This window comes from Microbacterium soli, assembly GCF_039539005.1.
Taxonomy (GTDB): domain Bacteria; phylum Actinomycetota; class Actinomycetes; order Actinomycetales; family Microbacteriaceae; genus Microbacterium; species Microbacterium soli.
Genome location: NZ_BAABCP010000001.1, coordinates 395,837 through 408,756, shown reverse-complemented (window position 1 = coordinate 408,756; position 12,920 = coordinate 395,837). Strand labels below are relative to the sequence as shown.

Annotated in this window: 16 protein-coding genes; 10 read left to right on the top strand and 6 right to left on the bottom strand. The window is 71.1% G+C overall.

Going from position 1 to position 12,920, the window contains the following annotated elements; translation table 11 throughout:
• Window positions 1-45: 45 nt before the first annotated feature.
• A complete protein-coding gene (dapD, locus tag ABD770_RS01905) occupies window positions 46-1,008 on the bottom strand; it encodes a 2,3,4,5-tetrahydropyridine-2,6-dicarboxylate N-succinyltransferase (protein WP_344817794.1) in 963 nt (320 codons plus the stop codon).
• 64 nt (window positions 1,009-1,072) lie between these two features.
• Here dapD and dapE point away from each other — a divergent pair, with 64 nt between their 5' ends.
• The 3 genes from dapE to ABD770_RS01890 all read left to right on the top strand — a co-directional run bounded on the left by dapE (window position 1,073) and on the right by ABD770_RS01890 (window position 3,631).
• A complete protein-coding gene (gene dapE, locus ABD770_RS01900; RefSeq protein ID WP_344817793.1) occupies window positions 1,073-2,146 on the top strand; it encodes a succinyl-diaminopimelate desuccinylase in 1,074 nt (357 codons plus the stop codon).
• Entirely contained in the window at window positions 2,128-3,345 is a 1,218-nt protein-coding gene (locus tag ABD770_RS01895; RefSeq protein ID WP_344817792.1) for a hypothetical protein, read from the top strand. Before dapE ends, ABD770_RS01895 begins: the two co-directional genes overlap by 19 nt.
• A 112-nt stretch (window positions 3,346-3,457) precedes the next feature.
• A complete protein-coding gene (locus ABD770_RS01890; protein WP_071328210.1) occupies window positions 3,458-3,631 on the top strand; it encodes a DUF3117 domain-containing protein in 174 nt (57 codons plus the stop codon).
• Window positions 3,632-3,693: 62 nt separating this feature from the next.
• On the opposite strand, the gene ABD770_RS01885 is transcribed toward ABD770_RS01890, so the two are convergent.
• A complete protein-coding gene (locus tag ABD770_RS01885; RefSeq protein WP_344817791.1) occupies window positions 3,694-4,326 on the bottom strand; it encodes an O-methyltransferase in 633 nt (210 codons plus the stop codon).
• 84 nt (window positions 4,327-4,410) lie between these two features.
• Here ABD770_RS01885 and ABD770_RS01880 point away from each other — a divergent pair, with 84 nt between their 5' ends.
• Window positions 4,411-4,806: a twin-arginine translocase TatA/TatE family subunit gene (locus tag ABD770_RS01880; RefSeq protein ID WP_344817790.1), complete on the top strand. Its 396-nt coding sequence runs from the start codon at window positions 4,411-4,413 to the stop codon at window positions 4,804-4,806.
• Between the two features lie 21 nt (window positions 4,807-4,827).
• On the opposite strand, the gene ABD770_RS01875 is transcribed toward ABD770_RS01880, so the two are convergent.
• The 3 genes from ABD770_RS01875 to ABD770_RS01865 are packed head-to-tail and all read right to left on the bottom strand — an operon-like array spanning window position 4,828 to window position 7,735.
• A complete protein-coding gene (locus tag ABD770_RS01875; protein WP_344817789.1) occupies window positions 4,828-5,964 on the bottom strand; it encodes an Mrp/NBP35 family ATP-binding protein in 1,137 nt (378 codons plus the stop codon).
• Complete coding sequence (locus ABD770_RS01870) at window positions 5,961-6,476, bottom strand: DUF1003 domain-containing protein (protein WP_344819845.1); 516 nt, start codon at window positions 6,474-6,476, stop codon at window positions 5,961-5,963. The genes ABD770_RS01875 and ABD770_RS01870 overlap by 4 nt, the downstream gene beginning before the upstream one ends.
• Window positions 6,476-7,735 carry a magnesium transporter gene (locus ABD770_RS01865; protein ID WP_344817788.1) on the bottom strand — a complete coding sequence of 420 codons (1,260 nt, stop codon included), beginning with the start codon at window positions 7,733-7,735 and terminating at the stop codon, window positions 6,476-6,478. The genes ABD770_RS01870 and ABD770_RS01865 overlap by 1 nt, the downstream gene beginning before the upstream one ends.
• A 124-nt stretch (window positions 7,736-7,859) precedes the next feature.
• Between ABD770_RS01865 and ABD770_RS01860 the strand changes: the two genes are divergently transcribed.
• The 6 genes from ABD770_RS01860 to ABD770_RS01835 all read left to right on the top strand — a co-directional run bounded on the left by ABD770_RS01860 (window position 7,860) and on the right by ABD770_RS01835 (window position 11,430).
• Entirely contained in the window at window positions 7,860-8,525 is a 666-nt protein-coding gene (locus ABD770_RS01860) for a YflT domain-containing protein (protein ID WP_344817787.1), read from the top strand.
• On the top strand, window positions 8,522-8,935 hold the full coding sequence (locus ABD770_RS01855) for a hypothetical protein (RefSeq protein ID WP_344817786.1): 414 nt from the start codon (window positions 8,522-8,524) through the stop codon (window positions 8,933-8,935). Before ABD770_RS01860 ends, ABD770_RS01855 begins: the two co-directional genes overlap by 4 nt.
• Before the next feature lie 124 nt (window positions 8,936-9,059).
• Window positions 9,060-9,656: an HAD family hydrolase gene (locus tag ABD770_RS01850; RefSeq protein WP_344817785.1), complete on the top strand. Its 597-nt coding sequence runs from the start codon at window positions 9,060-9,062 to the stop codon at window positions 9,654-9,656.
• A 78-nt stretch (window positions 9,657-9,734) separates the two neighbouring features.
• Window positions 9,735-10,733 (top strand): formylglycine-generating enzyme family protein, encoded by a 999-nt coding sequence (locus tag ABD770_RS01845; RefSeq protein WP_425562715.1) that lies wholly within the window; start codon window positions 9,735-9,737, stop codon window positions 10,731-10,733.
• The gene (locus ABD770_RS01840; protein WP_344817784.1) at window positions 10,730-11,092 is read left to right on the top strand and encodes a YidH family protein; all 363 of its coding nucleotides are present in this window, start codon (window positions 10,730-10,732) and stop codon (window positions 11,090-11,092) included. Before ABD770_RS01845 ends, ABD770_RS01840 begins: the two co-directional genes overlap by 4 nt.
• Window positions 11,083-11,430, top strand: coding sequence for a DUF202 domain-containing protein (locus ABD770_RS01835; protein ID WP_344817783.1), 348 nt, complete (start codon window positions 11,083-11,085; stop codon window positions 11,428-11,430). The genes ABD770_RS01840 and ABD770_RS01835 overlap by 10 nt, the downstream gene beginning before the upstream one ends.
• Window positions 11,431-11,458: 28 nt before the next feature.
• Here the strand turns inward: ABD770_RS01835 and ABD770_RS01830 are convergent, their stop codons facing one another.
• Complete coding sequence (locus tag ABD770_RS01830; RefSeq protein WP_344817782.1) at window positions 11,459-12,892, bottom strand: aminopeptidase P family protein; 1,434 nt, start codon at window positions 12,890-12,892, stop codon at window positions 11,459-11,461.
• Between the last annotated feature and the right edge of the window lie 28 nt (window positions 12,893-12,920).

Genomic DNA, 12,920 nt, shown 5'->3' with positions numbered 1-12,920 from the left:
TGCTGTGCGCGCCCTGACGATGCTGCTCCGGGGCGTCGCCGTATGTCAGGCGTGCAGCACCGCGTTGAGCTCGACGCCGTCCCCTGTCCGGCGGACGGCCTCGACCGCCCCCGTGAGGGAGTGGCGGCGGAACAGCAGTCCCCGCTGTCCGGAGAGCTCGGCGGCCTTCACCGTGGGTCTGCCGCCCTCCGGCAGCGGTGTCGAGTCGGCCAGCACCACCTTGGTGCCGGCCGTGAGGTACAGCCCCGCCTCGACGACGCAGTCGTCGCCCAGGGATATGCCCACGCCCGCATTGGCGCCGAGCAGCGTCCGCGCGCCGATCGAGATGCGGCGCGCCCCTCCGCCGGAGAGGGTGCCCATGATCGATGCGCCGCCGCCGATGTCGCTGCCGTCCCCGACGACCACGCCCTGCGAGATGCGCCCCTCCACCATGCAGGCGCCCAGCGTGCCCGCGTTGAAGTTCACGAACCCCTCGTGCATGACCGTCGTCCCGGGCGCCAGATGCGCCCCCAGGCGCACGCGGGAGGCGTCGGCGATGCGCACTCCTTGAGGCAGCACGTAGTCCGTCATGCGGGGGAATCTGTCCAGCCCCTGAACCTGGATGCCGTGGCGCTGCAGCAGCGGTCGACGCTCGGTGACCTCTGCCGGCAGCATCGGGCCCGCACTGGTCCAGGCGACGATCGGAAGATGGGTGAAGATGCCGTCCAGGTTCAGGGCATTGGGCCTCACCAGCAGGTGCGACAGCGCGTGCAGGCGCAGGTAGGCATCCGGCGTGGAGGAGACCGGCGCGTCCAGGTCGGCGCGCAGGGACACGCGCTCGATGCGCACGCCGCGCACGTCGTCGGCCACCTCGCCCGTGAACGGCCCCGTCCCGGCATCCGCGGATGCGCCGTCCTCGGCATCCGCCCGCCCGCCCAGGCCGATCCGCGCGAACCAGGAGTCCAGGACGGTGCCGTCGGAGGCGATCGTGCGGAGGCCCTCGCCCCAGACCGTTCGAGTGCTGTGCATCCGTCAACGCTAGCGCGGGACGCCCGCGCACGGCGGGCAGGACGCGGGGGTTTAGGGTGGGGGGATGGTGATCGATCTGACCGCATCCGCTGCTGACATCACGCGTGCGATCTGCGACATCCCGAGCGTCTCGGGCGACGAGGCCCGGCTGGCTGACGAGATCGAGCAGACGATGCGCGCGCATCCGCACCTGGAGGTCAGCCGGCACGGCGACACCATCGTCGCGCGCACCGCGTTCGGACGACCGCAGCGGGTCGTGATCGCGGGTCACATCGACACCGTGCCCATCCACGACAATCTGCCCACGCGGAACGTGGACATCGACGGTGTTCCCCACCTGTGGGGGCGCGGCGCCGTCGACATGAAGGCCGGCGTGGCCGTGCAGCTCAAGCTCGCCGCCGAGCTGACCGCCGCGGACGCCGACATCACGTGGATGTGGTACGACAACGAGGAGGTCGCTGAGTCCCGCAACGGGCTCTTCCGCCTGGCGGCGCAGCGCCCCGACCTGTTCGCCGCCGACTTCGCGATCCTCGGCGAGCCCACCGGCGGCCGTGTCGAGGGCGGCTGCAACGGCACGATGCGCGCGGTCATCCGCACGCGCGGCGTGCGTGCGCACAGTGCACGATCCTGGGTGGGAGAGAACGCCATCCACGGCGCCGCGCCCATCCTCAGCAGACTCGCCGAGTACCGCGCCCGGGAGATCACGGTGGAGGGGCTCGGCTACCGGGAGGGCCTGAACGCGGTGGGCATCCGCGGCGGGGTGGCGGGCAACGTCATCCCCGATCTGTGCGAGGTGGAGGTCAACTACCGCTTCGCGCCGAGCAGGTCGGTGGCGGACGCCGAGGCGCACGTGCGCGCGGCGTTCGAGGGCTTCGAGGTGGAGGTCACGGATGCCGCGGCGGGTGCCAGGCCCGGGCTGGACGTCCCCATCGCGCAGCGCTTCCTCTCCGCCGTGGGCGGCGAAGCGCGCGCCAAGTACGGGTGGACGGATGTGGCGAGGTTCTCGGCCCTGGGCGTGCCCGCCGTCAACTACGGACCGGGCGACTCGCATCTGGCCCATCACGACGAGGAACGGGTTCCCCTCGCCCAGATCGGCGAGGTCGAGCGCGGACTTCGGGCGTGGCTGACCGCATCCTGACTCCCGCCGCCCTGCGGCACTGGGTGCGGATGCCGGTGTCCGGCCGCATCGCGGTCGTCTACCTGCTCGCGCGACTGGTGACGACGGCCTTCCTGCTGCTCGCGGCCGGGCGTTCCACCTCCCTGTCGCGGTTCGGCGTCGCCCCGAGTCTGCGCGAGTTCATCGTCGGCTGGGACGGGCAGTGGTACTGGTGGGTCGCGGTGCACGGCTACCCGTCGACGCTGCCGGTCACGCCCGACGGCCTGGTCGGGGAGAACGCCTGGGCGTTCATGCCGGTGTACGCGTACGTGTCCGACGGGGTGGGGTTCGGCGACTGGGCGGTGGGCGCGCTGACGGTGTCCCTGGTCTCCGGGTATCTGGCGTGCCTGGTGCTGCATCGCATGCTGAGCCCGCGCATCGGGGCCTCGGCGGCGCTCTGGGCGGTGGCCTTCTTCGCCGCGGGTCCGCTGGCCGCGCTGTTCCAGGTGGGGTACGCCGAGTCGTTGTTCGTGCTCCTGCTGCTGCTGGCGCTCGAAGCCGTGCTGCGGCGCCGATACGGTCGGCTCTATCTGATCCTTCCGGTGATGGGGTTCACGCGGCCGAGCATCCTCGCTTTCGCGCTGTTCCTGGGCCTGCACGGGATCCTGCGATGGGTGCGCCGTGATCGCGAACCGCTGCCGGTCCGACATGTCGTGCACATCGTCGCCCTGGGCGTGCTGTCGACGGTCGTCGGGTTCGCCTGGCAGGTGATCTGCGGGCTGGTCACGGGCGACCCGTCCGGCTACCTGCGCACCGAGCTGGCATGGCGGCGGAACTGGATCGTCGACGCGTCGCCCGAGTTCGTCCCCTTCGAGGGGTTCGTGCGGGGAGCGGAGTTCTGGGTGGGACGGGCGGGTCTTCCGCCGTGGGTCGGGTGGACGCTGCTGGTGCTGCTCGTGGCGACGGCCGCCGTGCTGCTCCTGCGAGATCCATCGGTGCGCAGGCTCGGCCCGGAGATCAGGCTGTGGAGCGCGAGTTACCTGCTGTACCTGCTGGCGGTGTTCTTCCCTCAGTCCAGCACCCTGCGACTGCTCATGCCGCTGACCCCGCTGTGGGGTGCGCCGGCGTCGTCGCGCTCGCGCCTGCGCCGGTGGGGGATGCTGGGGCTGTGCCTGCTCGCGCAGTGGCTGTGGATCCTGTCGATGTACGGGCTCGCCGACACCTTCTACCGCATCCCGTAGCGCTCCGAGGTCGCGCACAGGCCGTCTGACCGGCGGTTGTGACGGCCTGACATGTTCCTCGCACATGGTGACGATAAACTTGATGCATACCACCGAGGGAAAGGAAGCCACGATGGCAGCGATGAAGCCGAGGACAGGCGACGGACCGATGGAGGCCGTGAAGGAGGGGCGTCTCATCATCGTGCGCGTTCCGCTCGAAGGAGGCGGACGTCTGGTCGTCTCCGTGAACGACGCCGAGGCCAAGGAGCTTCACGACGTGCTGGGCGCCGTCGTGGCACCCGCCTGAATCAGCACAGCGGAGAAGAGGGGCGACGGGACATCCCGCCGCCCCTCTTCTGCATTCCGCCGTCAGGCGGAGATGCGCGCGAGCTGGAGCAGCCCCTCACCGGTGGCGGACAGCGCCGCGAGGACGGCGGGCGACTCCTGGGTCTCCTGGATGAGCGAGCGGTGCGCGGCGGTGACGGCGTCGCGCTGGACGGGATCGGCGACTCTGCCGCCGGACAGCACCCGTGGCACGAGGACCAGGCCCCCGGTGCGCGCCAGTCGCAGGCCGTGCTCGACGTACTCGATGACGCTCTCCTCGTCGGCGTCGACGAGGACGATGTCGTAGGAGGCCTCGTTCATGCGGGGCAGCACATCCGCGGCGCGCCCCGTGATCAGCCGTGTCTTCGCGGACGGCACCTTGGCGTCCGCGAACGCCTGACGCGCGGCGGCGAGATGCTCGGGTTCGTTGTCGATGGTCGTGAGGACCGCCTGAGGCGCTCCGCGCAGCAGCCAGAGTCCGGAGACGCCGGCACCCGTGCCGATCTCGATGATGGAGCGTGCGCCGACCGTGGCGGCCAGGACGGCGTACTGTGCGCCCACGGCAGCACTGATGGGGGCGGCCCCCAGCTCCACGGCGTGGATGCGCGCGCGGGCGATCGCGGTGGGCTCCACGATGGTCTCGCGGACGAATCGTGCGTTCGCGTCGTGTTCGCTCATGGGTTCTCCTGAAAACGTCGATCACTGACAGCGTAAGCGCCGCGGATGCATCGTAAACGGAGGCGCGGCGGGTAGCCTGGTGAGATGAACTGGGGCCTGGACATGGACAAGCTGCTCCTGATCGGTGTTGTCGCCCTGCTCATCGTCGGTCCGGAGAGGCTTCCGAAGGCTGCCGCGACATTCTCGAGGTTCGTGCGTCGTGCGGGGGAGTACCTGCGCGAGACGAAGACGAAGATGAAGGACGAGCTCGGTCCCGACATCGACGAGGTGGACTGGCGCAAGCTCGACCCTCGCCAGTACGACCCGCGTCGCATCATCCGCGACGCGCTCTTCGAGGAGCCCGCCTTCGACGCGGGCACCGCGGGGAGCGCGACCGTCAGTTCGGACCCCGTCGTCCATCGGCCCGCGCAGCACGCCCCGAGGACGCGTGAGACGTTCACACGTCAGACGCCCCCGCCGTTCGACCCCGAGGCCACCTGAGGCGTCCTCCCGGCCGGACCGTCAGGTCAGCCGCATGGGCAGCGAACGCCCTGCCAGCCCGCGGCCGCGATGAGCGACCGTGCGCGCGAGGTCGATGATGGCCCGTGCGGCGGGGTCCTCCGGGTGGTCCAGTACGACGGGGCGCCCGGTGTCGCCGCCCAGGCGCAGTGCCGGACTCAGCGGCACCGACGCCAGCAGCGGCACATCCTGCCGTGCGCCGTCGTCCGCCGTCGTGCCGAGTGCCGCGGCGACCTCCGCGCCCCCTCCGGAGCCGAACAGGTCGATGACCGTCCCGTCGGGCAGGGTGTACGGGGTCATGTTCTCGACGACGCCGATCACGCGCTGACCGGTGCGTCTGGCCACGAGCCCGCTGCGGATGGCGACCTCGGATGCCGCGGGCTGCGGCGTGGTCACCACGATCACCTCCGCTCCGGGGAGCAGCTGCCCGACCGAGATGGCGATGTCGCCGGTCCCCGGCGGCATGTCGATGAGCAGCACATCCAGGTCGCCGAAGAACACGTCGGTGAGGAACTGATTGATGGTGCGATGCAGCATGGGTCCGCGCCAGGCGACCAGTGACTCGCCCTCGGCGAGGAACATGCCGATCGAGATGGTCTTCACGTCGTACGCGACCGGGGGGAGCATCATGTCGTCGATGCGGGTGGGCTGCGTGCCGGGGGCGATGCCGAGCAGGCCCGGGATCGAGAAGCCGTGCACGTCGGCGTCCACGAGCCCCACCCTCAGTCCCTGCTCGGCGAGCGCGACGGCGAGGTTCGCGGTGACGGTGGACTTGCCCACGCCGCCCTTGCCGCTGGTGACGAGGATCACCCGGGTGAGCGAGTCGGGGCCGAACGGCATCTGCCGCGCGGGTCGTCCGTCACGCAGCTTCTCCGTGAGCGCCCGCCGCTCGTCCGGCGTCATGACGCCCACGTCGACGGCGACCTCGGAGATCCCCGAGACGGACGCGGCGGCATCCCGGACGTCCTGCTCGATGCGTCGTGCCATGGGGCATCCCACGATGGTGAGTACGATGCCCACGTGCGCGGACGTCCCGTCGACGGAGACCTCCCGCACCATGTCGAGCTCTCCGATGGGGCGGCGCAGCTCGGGGTCGGTGACGGCGGAGACGGCCGCACGGACCTGATCGTCCAGCGTCATGACGCGCCCTCCTCGGTGGGAGCCTGCTCGCGGTCGAGCTCGGTCAGCAGCATCCTCAGCTCCTGGCGCAGCACGTCTCGGGTCACGATCTGCGCGGTGCGATCCTCCAGCGCCAGGCGCAGGGCGACGATCTCACGGGCGAGGTACTCGGTGTCGGCGAGGTTGCGCTCGGCGCGCTGACGGTCCTGCTCGATCTGCACGCGGTCGCGGTCGTCCTGGCGGTTCTGCGCGAGCAGGATCAGGGGGGCCGCGTACGAGGCCTGCAGCGACAGCATGAGGGTGAGGGCGGTGAATCCGAGGGCCGCGTCGTCGAACCGCAAGCCGTCCGGCATGAGCGTGTTCCAGGTGATCCACGCCGCGCAGAACAGCGTGAGGATGACGAGGAACGCGGGGGTGCCCATGGCCCGTGCCACCCACTCGGTGAAGCGACCGAAGCGGTCGCGGGAGGGCGCGGGCCCGCGCAGGCCGGTGTTGCGGCCCAGCGGGGTGTCCAGCCGCGAGGAGCGAGTCATCATCGCACACCGCCCTGCTCGACGTCGGCGGCATCATGGGTGCGCCAGTCGTCCGGCAGCAGGTGATCCAGCACGTCGTCGACGCTGATCGCCCCCACCAGCCGGTGCGCGGCGTCGACGACGGGCAGCGACACGAGGTCGTAACTGGCCAGCAGTCTGGCGACCTCGGCGGCGGATGCCGTGACGGAGACCGGCTCGAGGTTGTCGTCGAGGATCGCGCCCAGTCGTTCATGCGGAGGGTATCGCAGCATCCTCTGGAAGTGCACGACGCCGAGGAGCCTCCCCGTCGGCGTCTCGAACGGCGGCAGCGTGACGAACACGGCCGCGGCGAGGGCGGGGTGCAGTTCGTGCCTGCGGATGAGGGCGAGAGCCTCGGCGACGGTCGCATCGGCGGAGAGGATGATCGGCTCGGTGGTCATCAGCCCGCCGGCGGTGTCGGCGCCGTAGCTCAGCAGCGTGCGCACATCCTCCGCCTCCTCGGGCTCCATGAGCGCCAGCAGCTGCTCGAGCCGCTCGGGAGGCAGCTGGGCCAGCAGGTCCGCGGCGTCGTCGGGCTCCATCTCGTCGAGCACGTCGGCGGCCCGCTCGTCGCCCAGGCGATCGAGGATGCCGACCTGATCGTCCTCCGGCATCTCCTCCAGGGCGTCTGCCAGGCGCTCGTCGGGCAGCTCCTCCGCGACCTCCAGCAGGCGCTTCGCGGGCAGATCCAACAGCGTCGTGGCGAGGTCGGCCGCGTGCAGCTCGGAGTACGTCGCGACCAGCTGCTCGGCGGACTGCGCCTCACCGGGCTGCCGCTGCTCGGACACCTCACTCCAGCTCGCGAACGTGGTGGGCCCCTTCGCGAACGGCGACGCGCTGGTCTTGGGTCTGCGGAGGAAGAGCTGACTGATGGCCCATTCGCCGTGCCGGTCCTGTTCGATCGCGGCGTCCTCCACGACCGCCGTGCCGCCGTCCTCGAGCGACACCCGGCGGCCCAGGTACTCGGCCAGCACCCGCGTCTCGCCCGGGCGGGGCTGGAACCGGCGGACGTTGATGAGCCCGGTGCTGATCACCTGTCCGGCGCGGATCGAGGTCACCCGGCCGATGGAGAGGAACACGTGCCGGCGGCCCGGGATCTCCACCACGAGTCCGATCACGCGCGGGGCAGCGGATTTTCGGTACACGACGACGACATCCCGGACCTTCCCGAGCCGGTCGCCGACGGGATCGAAGACGGCGCAGCCGGCCAGGCGCGCGACGAAGACCCGTTGTGTGCTCACAGGCTCAACAGTAGTCGGCGTATCTCACGCTCAGCCGTGTCCGCCCATCCGTTCCCCCGGCGATACGGGGCACCGCCCGACCGAGGCGGGTGATCGAGCGTCGGCTGTCTGGGACAATGGCAGGATGAGCATGATGAACCGGGCTGTGAGCGGCGCCGACATCGGTGAGAAGGTCGCATCGACGCGGGAGTACGAGACCGCGCAGAAGACCGTGTCCAAGCTGATCGCCGGCGAGGTCCCCGCACGGGACATCGCGATCGTCGGGCAGGGGGTGCGCACCGTCGAGCGCGTCACCGGCAAACTGGGCTACGCGGCGGCCGCGCGCTCCGGCGCCATCAACGGCGTGCTGATCGGGCTCGTGCTCTCCGCCATCATGCTGTTCGGCAACCCGGACGCCCCCATCCCGCTGTTCCTGGGATTCATCCTCATCGGCGTCGCACTGGGGATGATCATGAGCCTGGTCACCTACACGATCGTGCGCCGGCGTCGGGATTTCGCGAGCATGACGCAGATGCTCGCCGACCACTACGAGGTGCGCGTGCAGGCGGCATCGCTCGTGAAGGCCCGTCAGGTTCTGGGCTCGGATCGACAGCAGGCGCCGCGCCCCACCGTGGACCTCAGCCAGCCGCCGCGCTACGGCGAGCGGCTCCCCGAGCCCGGCGCGCAGGAGCCCGATGCGAGCGCCGGCGCGCCGGCCGCGGGTGATTCGGCGGCGGACGCCTCGGCATCCGGCCCCTCCGGCGCGGACGCCACGGGCGGCGACTCCCGCGACGTCGATCCGGAAGCGTGACGGCCGCAGCGGACCGCCGGGCGACGGGCCTGTCGGCCTGGGCGCTGGGTCTGCTGATCCTCCTGCCCGTGCCGATGCTCGGCTCACTGGCCGCGGGCGGCGCGATGGTGGCGGCCTACGGGTCTCTGTCCCGCCAGGGACCGCTCGCGAAGGCAAACGCCGCGGCCGCGCGGCGCTGGGGCGCGATCTTCCTCATCGTCTCGACAGGCCTGCTGGCGGCGCAGCTGGCCCTCGGCCTCATCCGTCTCGCAGCGCCTGCGGCGGGGCCCACCGGGTTCCTGCCGCAGGCGCTGCCGATCCTGCTGTACGTGCTGGTGTGCATCGTGCATCTCGGTGTGGTGATCGCGGCGATGCTGCGCGCCCGTCGTGGCGAGGTCGTGCGGTTCGCGTTCCTCGGCCGGCCCTCCTGACCGGGGCACGTTCGCGTCGGCGACCGCTCCCGCCCGGGATCGGTTCGGACGGCGTCGTCGATCCTCGGCGTCCCCGCATGACGGTCGTCGCACGTCCCCACGACGGGCATGACATCCTGGGACGATGATCAGCACCGTGCTCTTCGACCTCGACGGGGTCATCCGGCACTTCGATCACGAGGTCGGGGCGCGCATCGAGCGGCGGCTCGGGATCGCGCCGGGCGAGATCCCTCGGATCGCGTTCTCCGGGACGAGGCTCCAGCGGCTGACCACCGGGCGGCTCAGCAGGGTCGACTGGATCGCGGGCATCGGCGAGGAACTCGGCGACCGCGCGGCGGCGGAGGAATGGGGCGGTCAGCCGTCGCTCCTCGACGAGGAGGTTCTCTCGCTCGTCGAGGAGCTCGTCGCCTGCGGCATCCGTGCGGCCATCCTCACCAACGGATCCGACGCGACGGCCGAGGAGACGGCCGCCCTCGGCCTCGATTCGCGATTCGATCCCATCTTCAACACGGCCGACATCGGGGTCGCCAAACCGGATGCCCGGGCCTTCACCCACGTGCTGGACGCGCTGGGGGCGGAGCCGGGCAGCGTGCTGTTCACCGACGACACGCCGGCGAACGTCACAGCGGCGCAGGCCCTCGGCATCCGTGCGCACCGCTTCCGCGACGCGCGTTCGCTGCGCATGGCGCTGCGGGAGCACGGCGTCGCCCTCGGCGCCTGACGACGGCGTGACGGGGCGCGAATACGGGATCGCGGACCGGAGTCGTCGTCCGCGGCCGCATCGACGAAGATGGATGTCATGGATGAATCAGGTTCCTGCGGTCCCGGCTGCACGTGCGGCGCTCCTTCCCGTGACCTCCTGTCGTCGGGTCGAACCGCTCTTCCCCTGCTGGGCGGCACCGGAGGCGCACCGGAGAGCGAGACGCCCCACCACACGATCGCCCAGGCCGTCATCCCCGCCGGGTCGTTCGTCATGGGCGACTCCTCGGGGGACGAGAACCGCGGCGACGGCGAGACACCCCGGCACGCGGTGGAACTGGACGGCTTCGAGATCGATGCGACGACCGTCACCAACGCCGACTTCGCGCGGTTCGTCGACGCTACCGGGTACCGCACCGAGGCGGAGACGTTCGGGTTCTCCGCGGTGTTCCACCTCGCCCTGCAGGCCCCGGCGGATGCCATCATGGGTCCGGCGACGGGCACGCCGTGGTGGTTCGGGGTGCGCGGGGCCGACTGGGCGCACCCCGGCGGCCCGGCGTCGGATCTCGACGGGCTCGATGACCACCCTGTCGTCCACGTGAGCTGGAACGACGCCGTCGCCTACTGCGCGTGGGCGGGGCGACGGCTGCCGACCGAGGCCGAATGGGAGTACGCCGCCCGCGGTGGGCTCGACGGCGCGAAGTATCCGTGGGGAGATGATGCTCCGGACGCCGGAGGCTGGCGCGCCAACATCTGGCAGGGCAGCTTCCCGCGCGAGAACACCCTCGAGGACGGCTGGCTGACGACCGCCCCCGTGCGGGAGTTCCCCGCGAACGGTTACGGGCTGTTCCAGCCGGTGGGCAATGTGTGGGAGTGGTGCGCGGACTGGTTCGACCCTCACGCCTACCGGCGTTCGGCCGCCCGGGACCCGCGCGGTCCCGAGCACGGTACGGCGCGCGTGCTGCGCGGCGGGAGCTACCTCTGCCACATCTCGTACTGCAACCGCTACCGCAACTCGGCTCGCAGTCGGAACACCCCGGACTCGTCCATGGGTAACGCCGGATTCCGCACGGTATCGCTCCGGGCGGAGCAGTCGTGAGCGGCAGCAGGTTCCCGCGACGCGTCTACGATCGCGGCGTCGAGCCCGATGCGCGGTTCACGCTCGCCAACGAGCGCACCTTTCTCGCGTGGATTCGCACCTCGCTGGCGCTGCTCGCCGCCGGCGTCGCCCTCGAGGCGCTCGCGCTGGGGATGCAGCCCGGATTCCGGCTCGCCGCGTCGATCCTGCTCATCCTGGCGGGACTGGCCACACCGATCCAGGCCTGGCTGGGGTGGATGCGCACGGAGCGCGCCCTGCGCGAGGCGGAGCCGCTGCGACCGCCGTGGATCGCCGTCCCACTCGCACTCGTCGTCGCCGTGACAGCCGTGCTCGTACTGCTCGGCGTGCTGTGGGCGTGAACGAGGAGGGGCGGGTCGGAATCGACCCGGGGCTGCAGCCCGAGCGCACCGCACTGGCCTGGCAGCGCAGCGCACTGGCCTTGGCGGGCGGTTCGGTGGTCACCCTGCGTCTGTTGCCGCCCGTCATCGGCATCCCCGCGCTCGTGCTCGGGTTCGCGGGCGTCGCGCTCGCGCTGGCGGTTCTCATCGGCTCGCACAGGCGCTATCGTCGTCGGCGGGCAGCGCTGGCCTCACCCCTTCCCGCCATGCTGAGCTCAGGCGCGTCGGTGGCGGCGCTGAGCGCAGGAGTCCTCATCCTCGGGATGCTCAGCCTGGTGTTCGTGCTCTTCCGCGGCTGAACGCGCGCGACACGGCGGCTTCCTCGTCTCAACCGCGCAGCCGCGCGATCCAGGCCTCGACGTCGGCGACGGTGCGCGGGATGTCGGCCGACAGGTTCACCGGCCCGTCCTCCGTCATCAGGATGTCGTCCTCGATGCGCACGCCGATGCCGCGAAGCTCCTCGGGCACCGTCAGGTCGTCGATCTGGAAGTACAGTCCCGGCTCGATCGTGAACACCATGCCGGGTTCGAGGATGCCGTCGTAGTACATCTGACGGCGCGCCTGTGCGCAGTCGTGCACATCGATGCCCAGGTGATGGCTCGTGCCGTGCACCATGTACCGGCGGTGCTGGCCGCCCCTGTCCGCGTCCAGCGCCTCCTCCGCGGTGACCGGCAGCAGGCCCCATTCGGCGGTGCGGGCGGCGATGACCGCCATCGCCGCCTCGTGCACCGTGCGGAACGGCACACCGGGCCGGGCCGCCGCGAACGCGGCATCCGCCGCCTCCAGCACCGTCTCGTAGACGCGACGCTGCACGTCCGAGAACGTCCCGCTCACCGGCAGGGTGCGGGTGATGTCCGCGGTGTACTGGCTGTCGACCTCGACCCCCGCGTCGATGAGGATGAGATCCCCGGGGACCACGGCGCCGTCGTTTCGGGTCCAGTGCAGGTAGCACGCGTGCGGGCCGGAGGCGGCGATCGTGTCGTAGCCCTCCCAGTTGCCGTCGCTGCGCGCGCGCTGGTGGAAGACGCCCTCCACGATGCGCTCGCCGCGGGGATGCGAGATCGCCCGGTCGAAGTCGCGGATGATGTCATCGAATCCGGATGCGGTGACCGCGACCGCACGACGCATCTCGGCGATCTCGAACTCGTCCTTGCGCAGCCGCAGCTCCGAGACGAAGCGGGTGAGCTCGTCGTCCTCGCCCACGACGAGGTCGTCATCGCCGGCGACGAACGCGTCGATATGCGCGGTGGCGATGTCGAGGTCCGCCGCGACGCCGGCCAGCGAGGGCCGCGGCCCGATCCAGAACTCGCCGATGGCGGCATCCGAGTAGAACTCGCTCGTGGTGCGGTCGGCGCGCTCGCGGAAGTACAGGGTGACGTCGTGACCGGGAGCCTCGGCGTCGACGGGGCGCGGCTCGAACACCAGCACGGAATCCGGCTCGGCGTCGCTCTCCCACCCGGTCAGGTGCAGGAAGGCCGAATGCGCGCGGAACGGGTAGTCGGTGTCGTTGCTGCGCTGCTTGAGCGAACCGGCCGGCACGACCAGGCGCTCTCCCGGGAAGGCCGCGGAGACCTTCGCACGGCGGGCCGCCGCGAAGGGCGCCTGCGCGCGTGCGGACGGCGGGGAGTCGGGGCGGTCCGCCCAACCCGTGGATATGCCGTTCAGGAAGCCGTGCGGGAAGGGCTGCTTGCGAGGATTCTTCTCCTCCACGACGGCCTCGACGGGGGTCTCGACGACGGTGTCGTTGTCTGCGCTGGTCATGTGCTCCATTGTCTCATCACCAGGGTGT

Coding starts and splice junctions, on each gene's coding strand:
- dapD (WP_344817794.1), bottom strand. CDS start 1,008: ATGCACAGCACTCGAACGGTCTGGGGCGAGGGCCTCCGCACGATCGCC.
- dapE (WP_344817793.1), top strand. CDS start 1,073: ATGGTGATCGATCTGACCGCATCCGCTGCTGACATCACGCGTGCGATC.
- ABD770_RS01890 (WP_071328210.1), top strand. CDS start 3,458: ATGGCAGCGATGAAGCCGAGGACAGGCGACGGACCGATGGAGGCCGTG.
- ABD770_RS01885 (WP_344817791.1), bottom strand. CDS start 4,326: ATGAGCGAACACGACGCGAACGCACGATTCGTCCGCGAGACCATCGTG.
- ABD770_RS01880 (WP_344817790.1), top strand. CDS start 4,411: ATGAACTGGGGCCTGGACATGGACAAGCTGCTCCTGATCGGTGTTGTC.
- ABD770_RS01875 (WP_344817789.1), bottom strand. CDS start 5,964: ATGACGCTGGACGATCAGGTCCGTGCGGCCGTCTCCGCCGTCACCGAC.
- ABD770_RS01870 (WP_344819845.1), bottom strand. CDS start 6,476: ATGACTCGCTCCTCGCGGCTGGACACCCCGCTGGGCCGCAACACCGGC.
- ABD770_RS01860 (WP_344817787.1), top strand. CDS start 7,860: ATGAGCATGATGAACCGGGCTGTGAGCGGCGCCGACATCGGTGAGAAG.
- ABD770_RS01850 (WP_344817785.1), top strand. CDS start 9,060: ATGATCAGCACCGTGCTCTTCGACCTCGACGGGGTCATCCGGCACTTC.
- ABD770_RS01845 (WP_425562715.1), top strand. CDS start 9,735: ATGGATGAATCAGGTTCCTGCGGTCCCGGCTGCACGTGCGGCGCTCCT.
- ABD770_RS01830 (WP_344817782.1), bottom strand. CDS start 12,892: ATGACCAGCGCAGACAACGACACCGTCGTCGAGACCCCCGTCGAGGCC.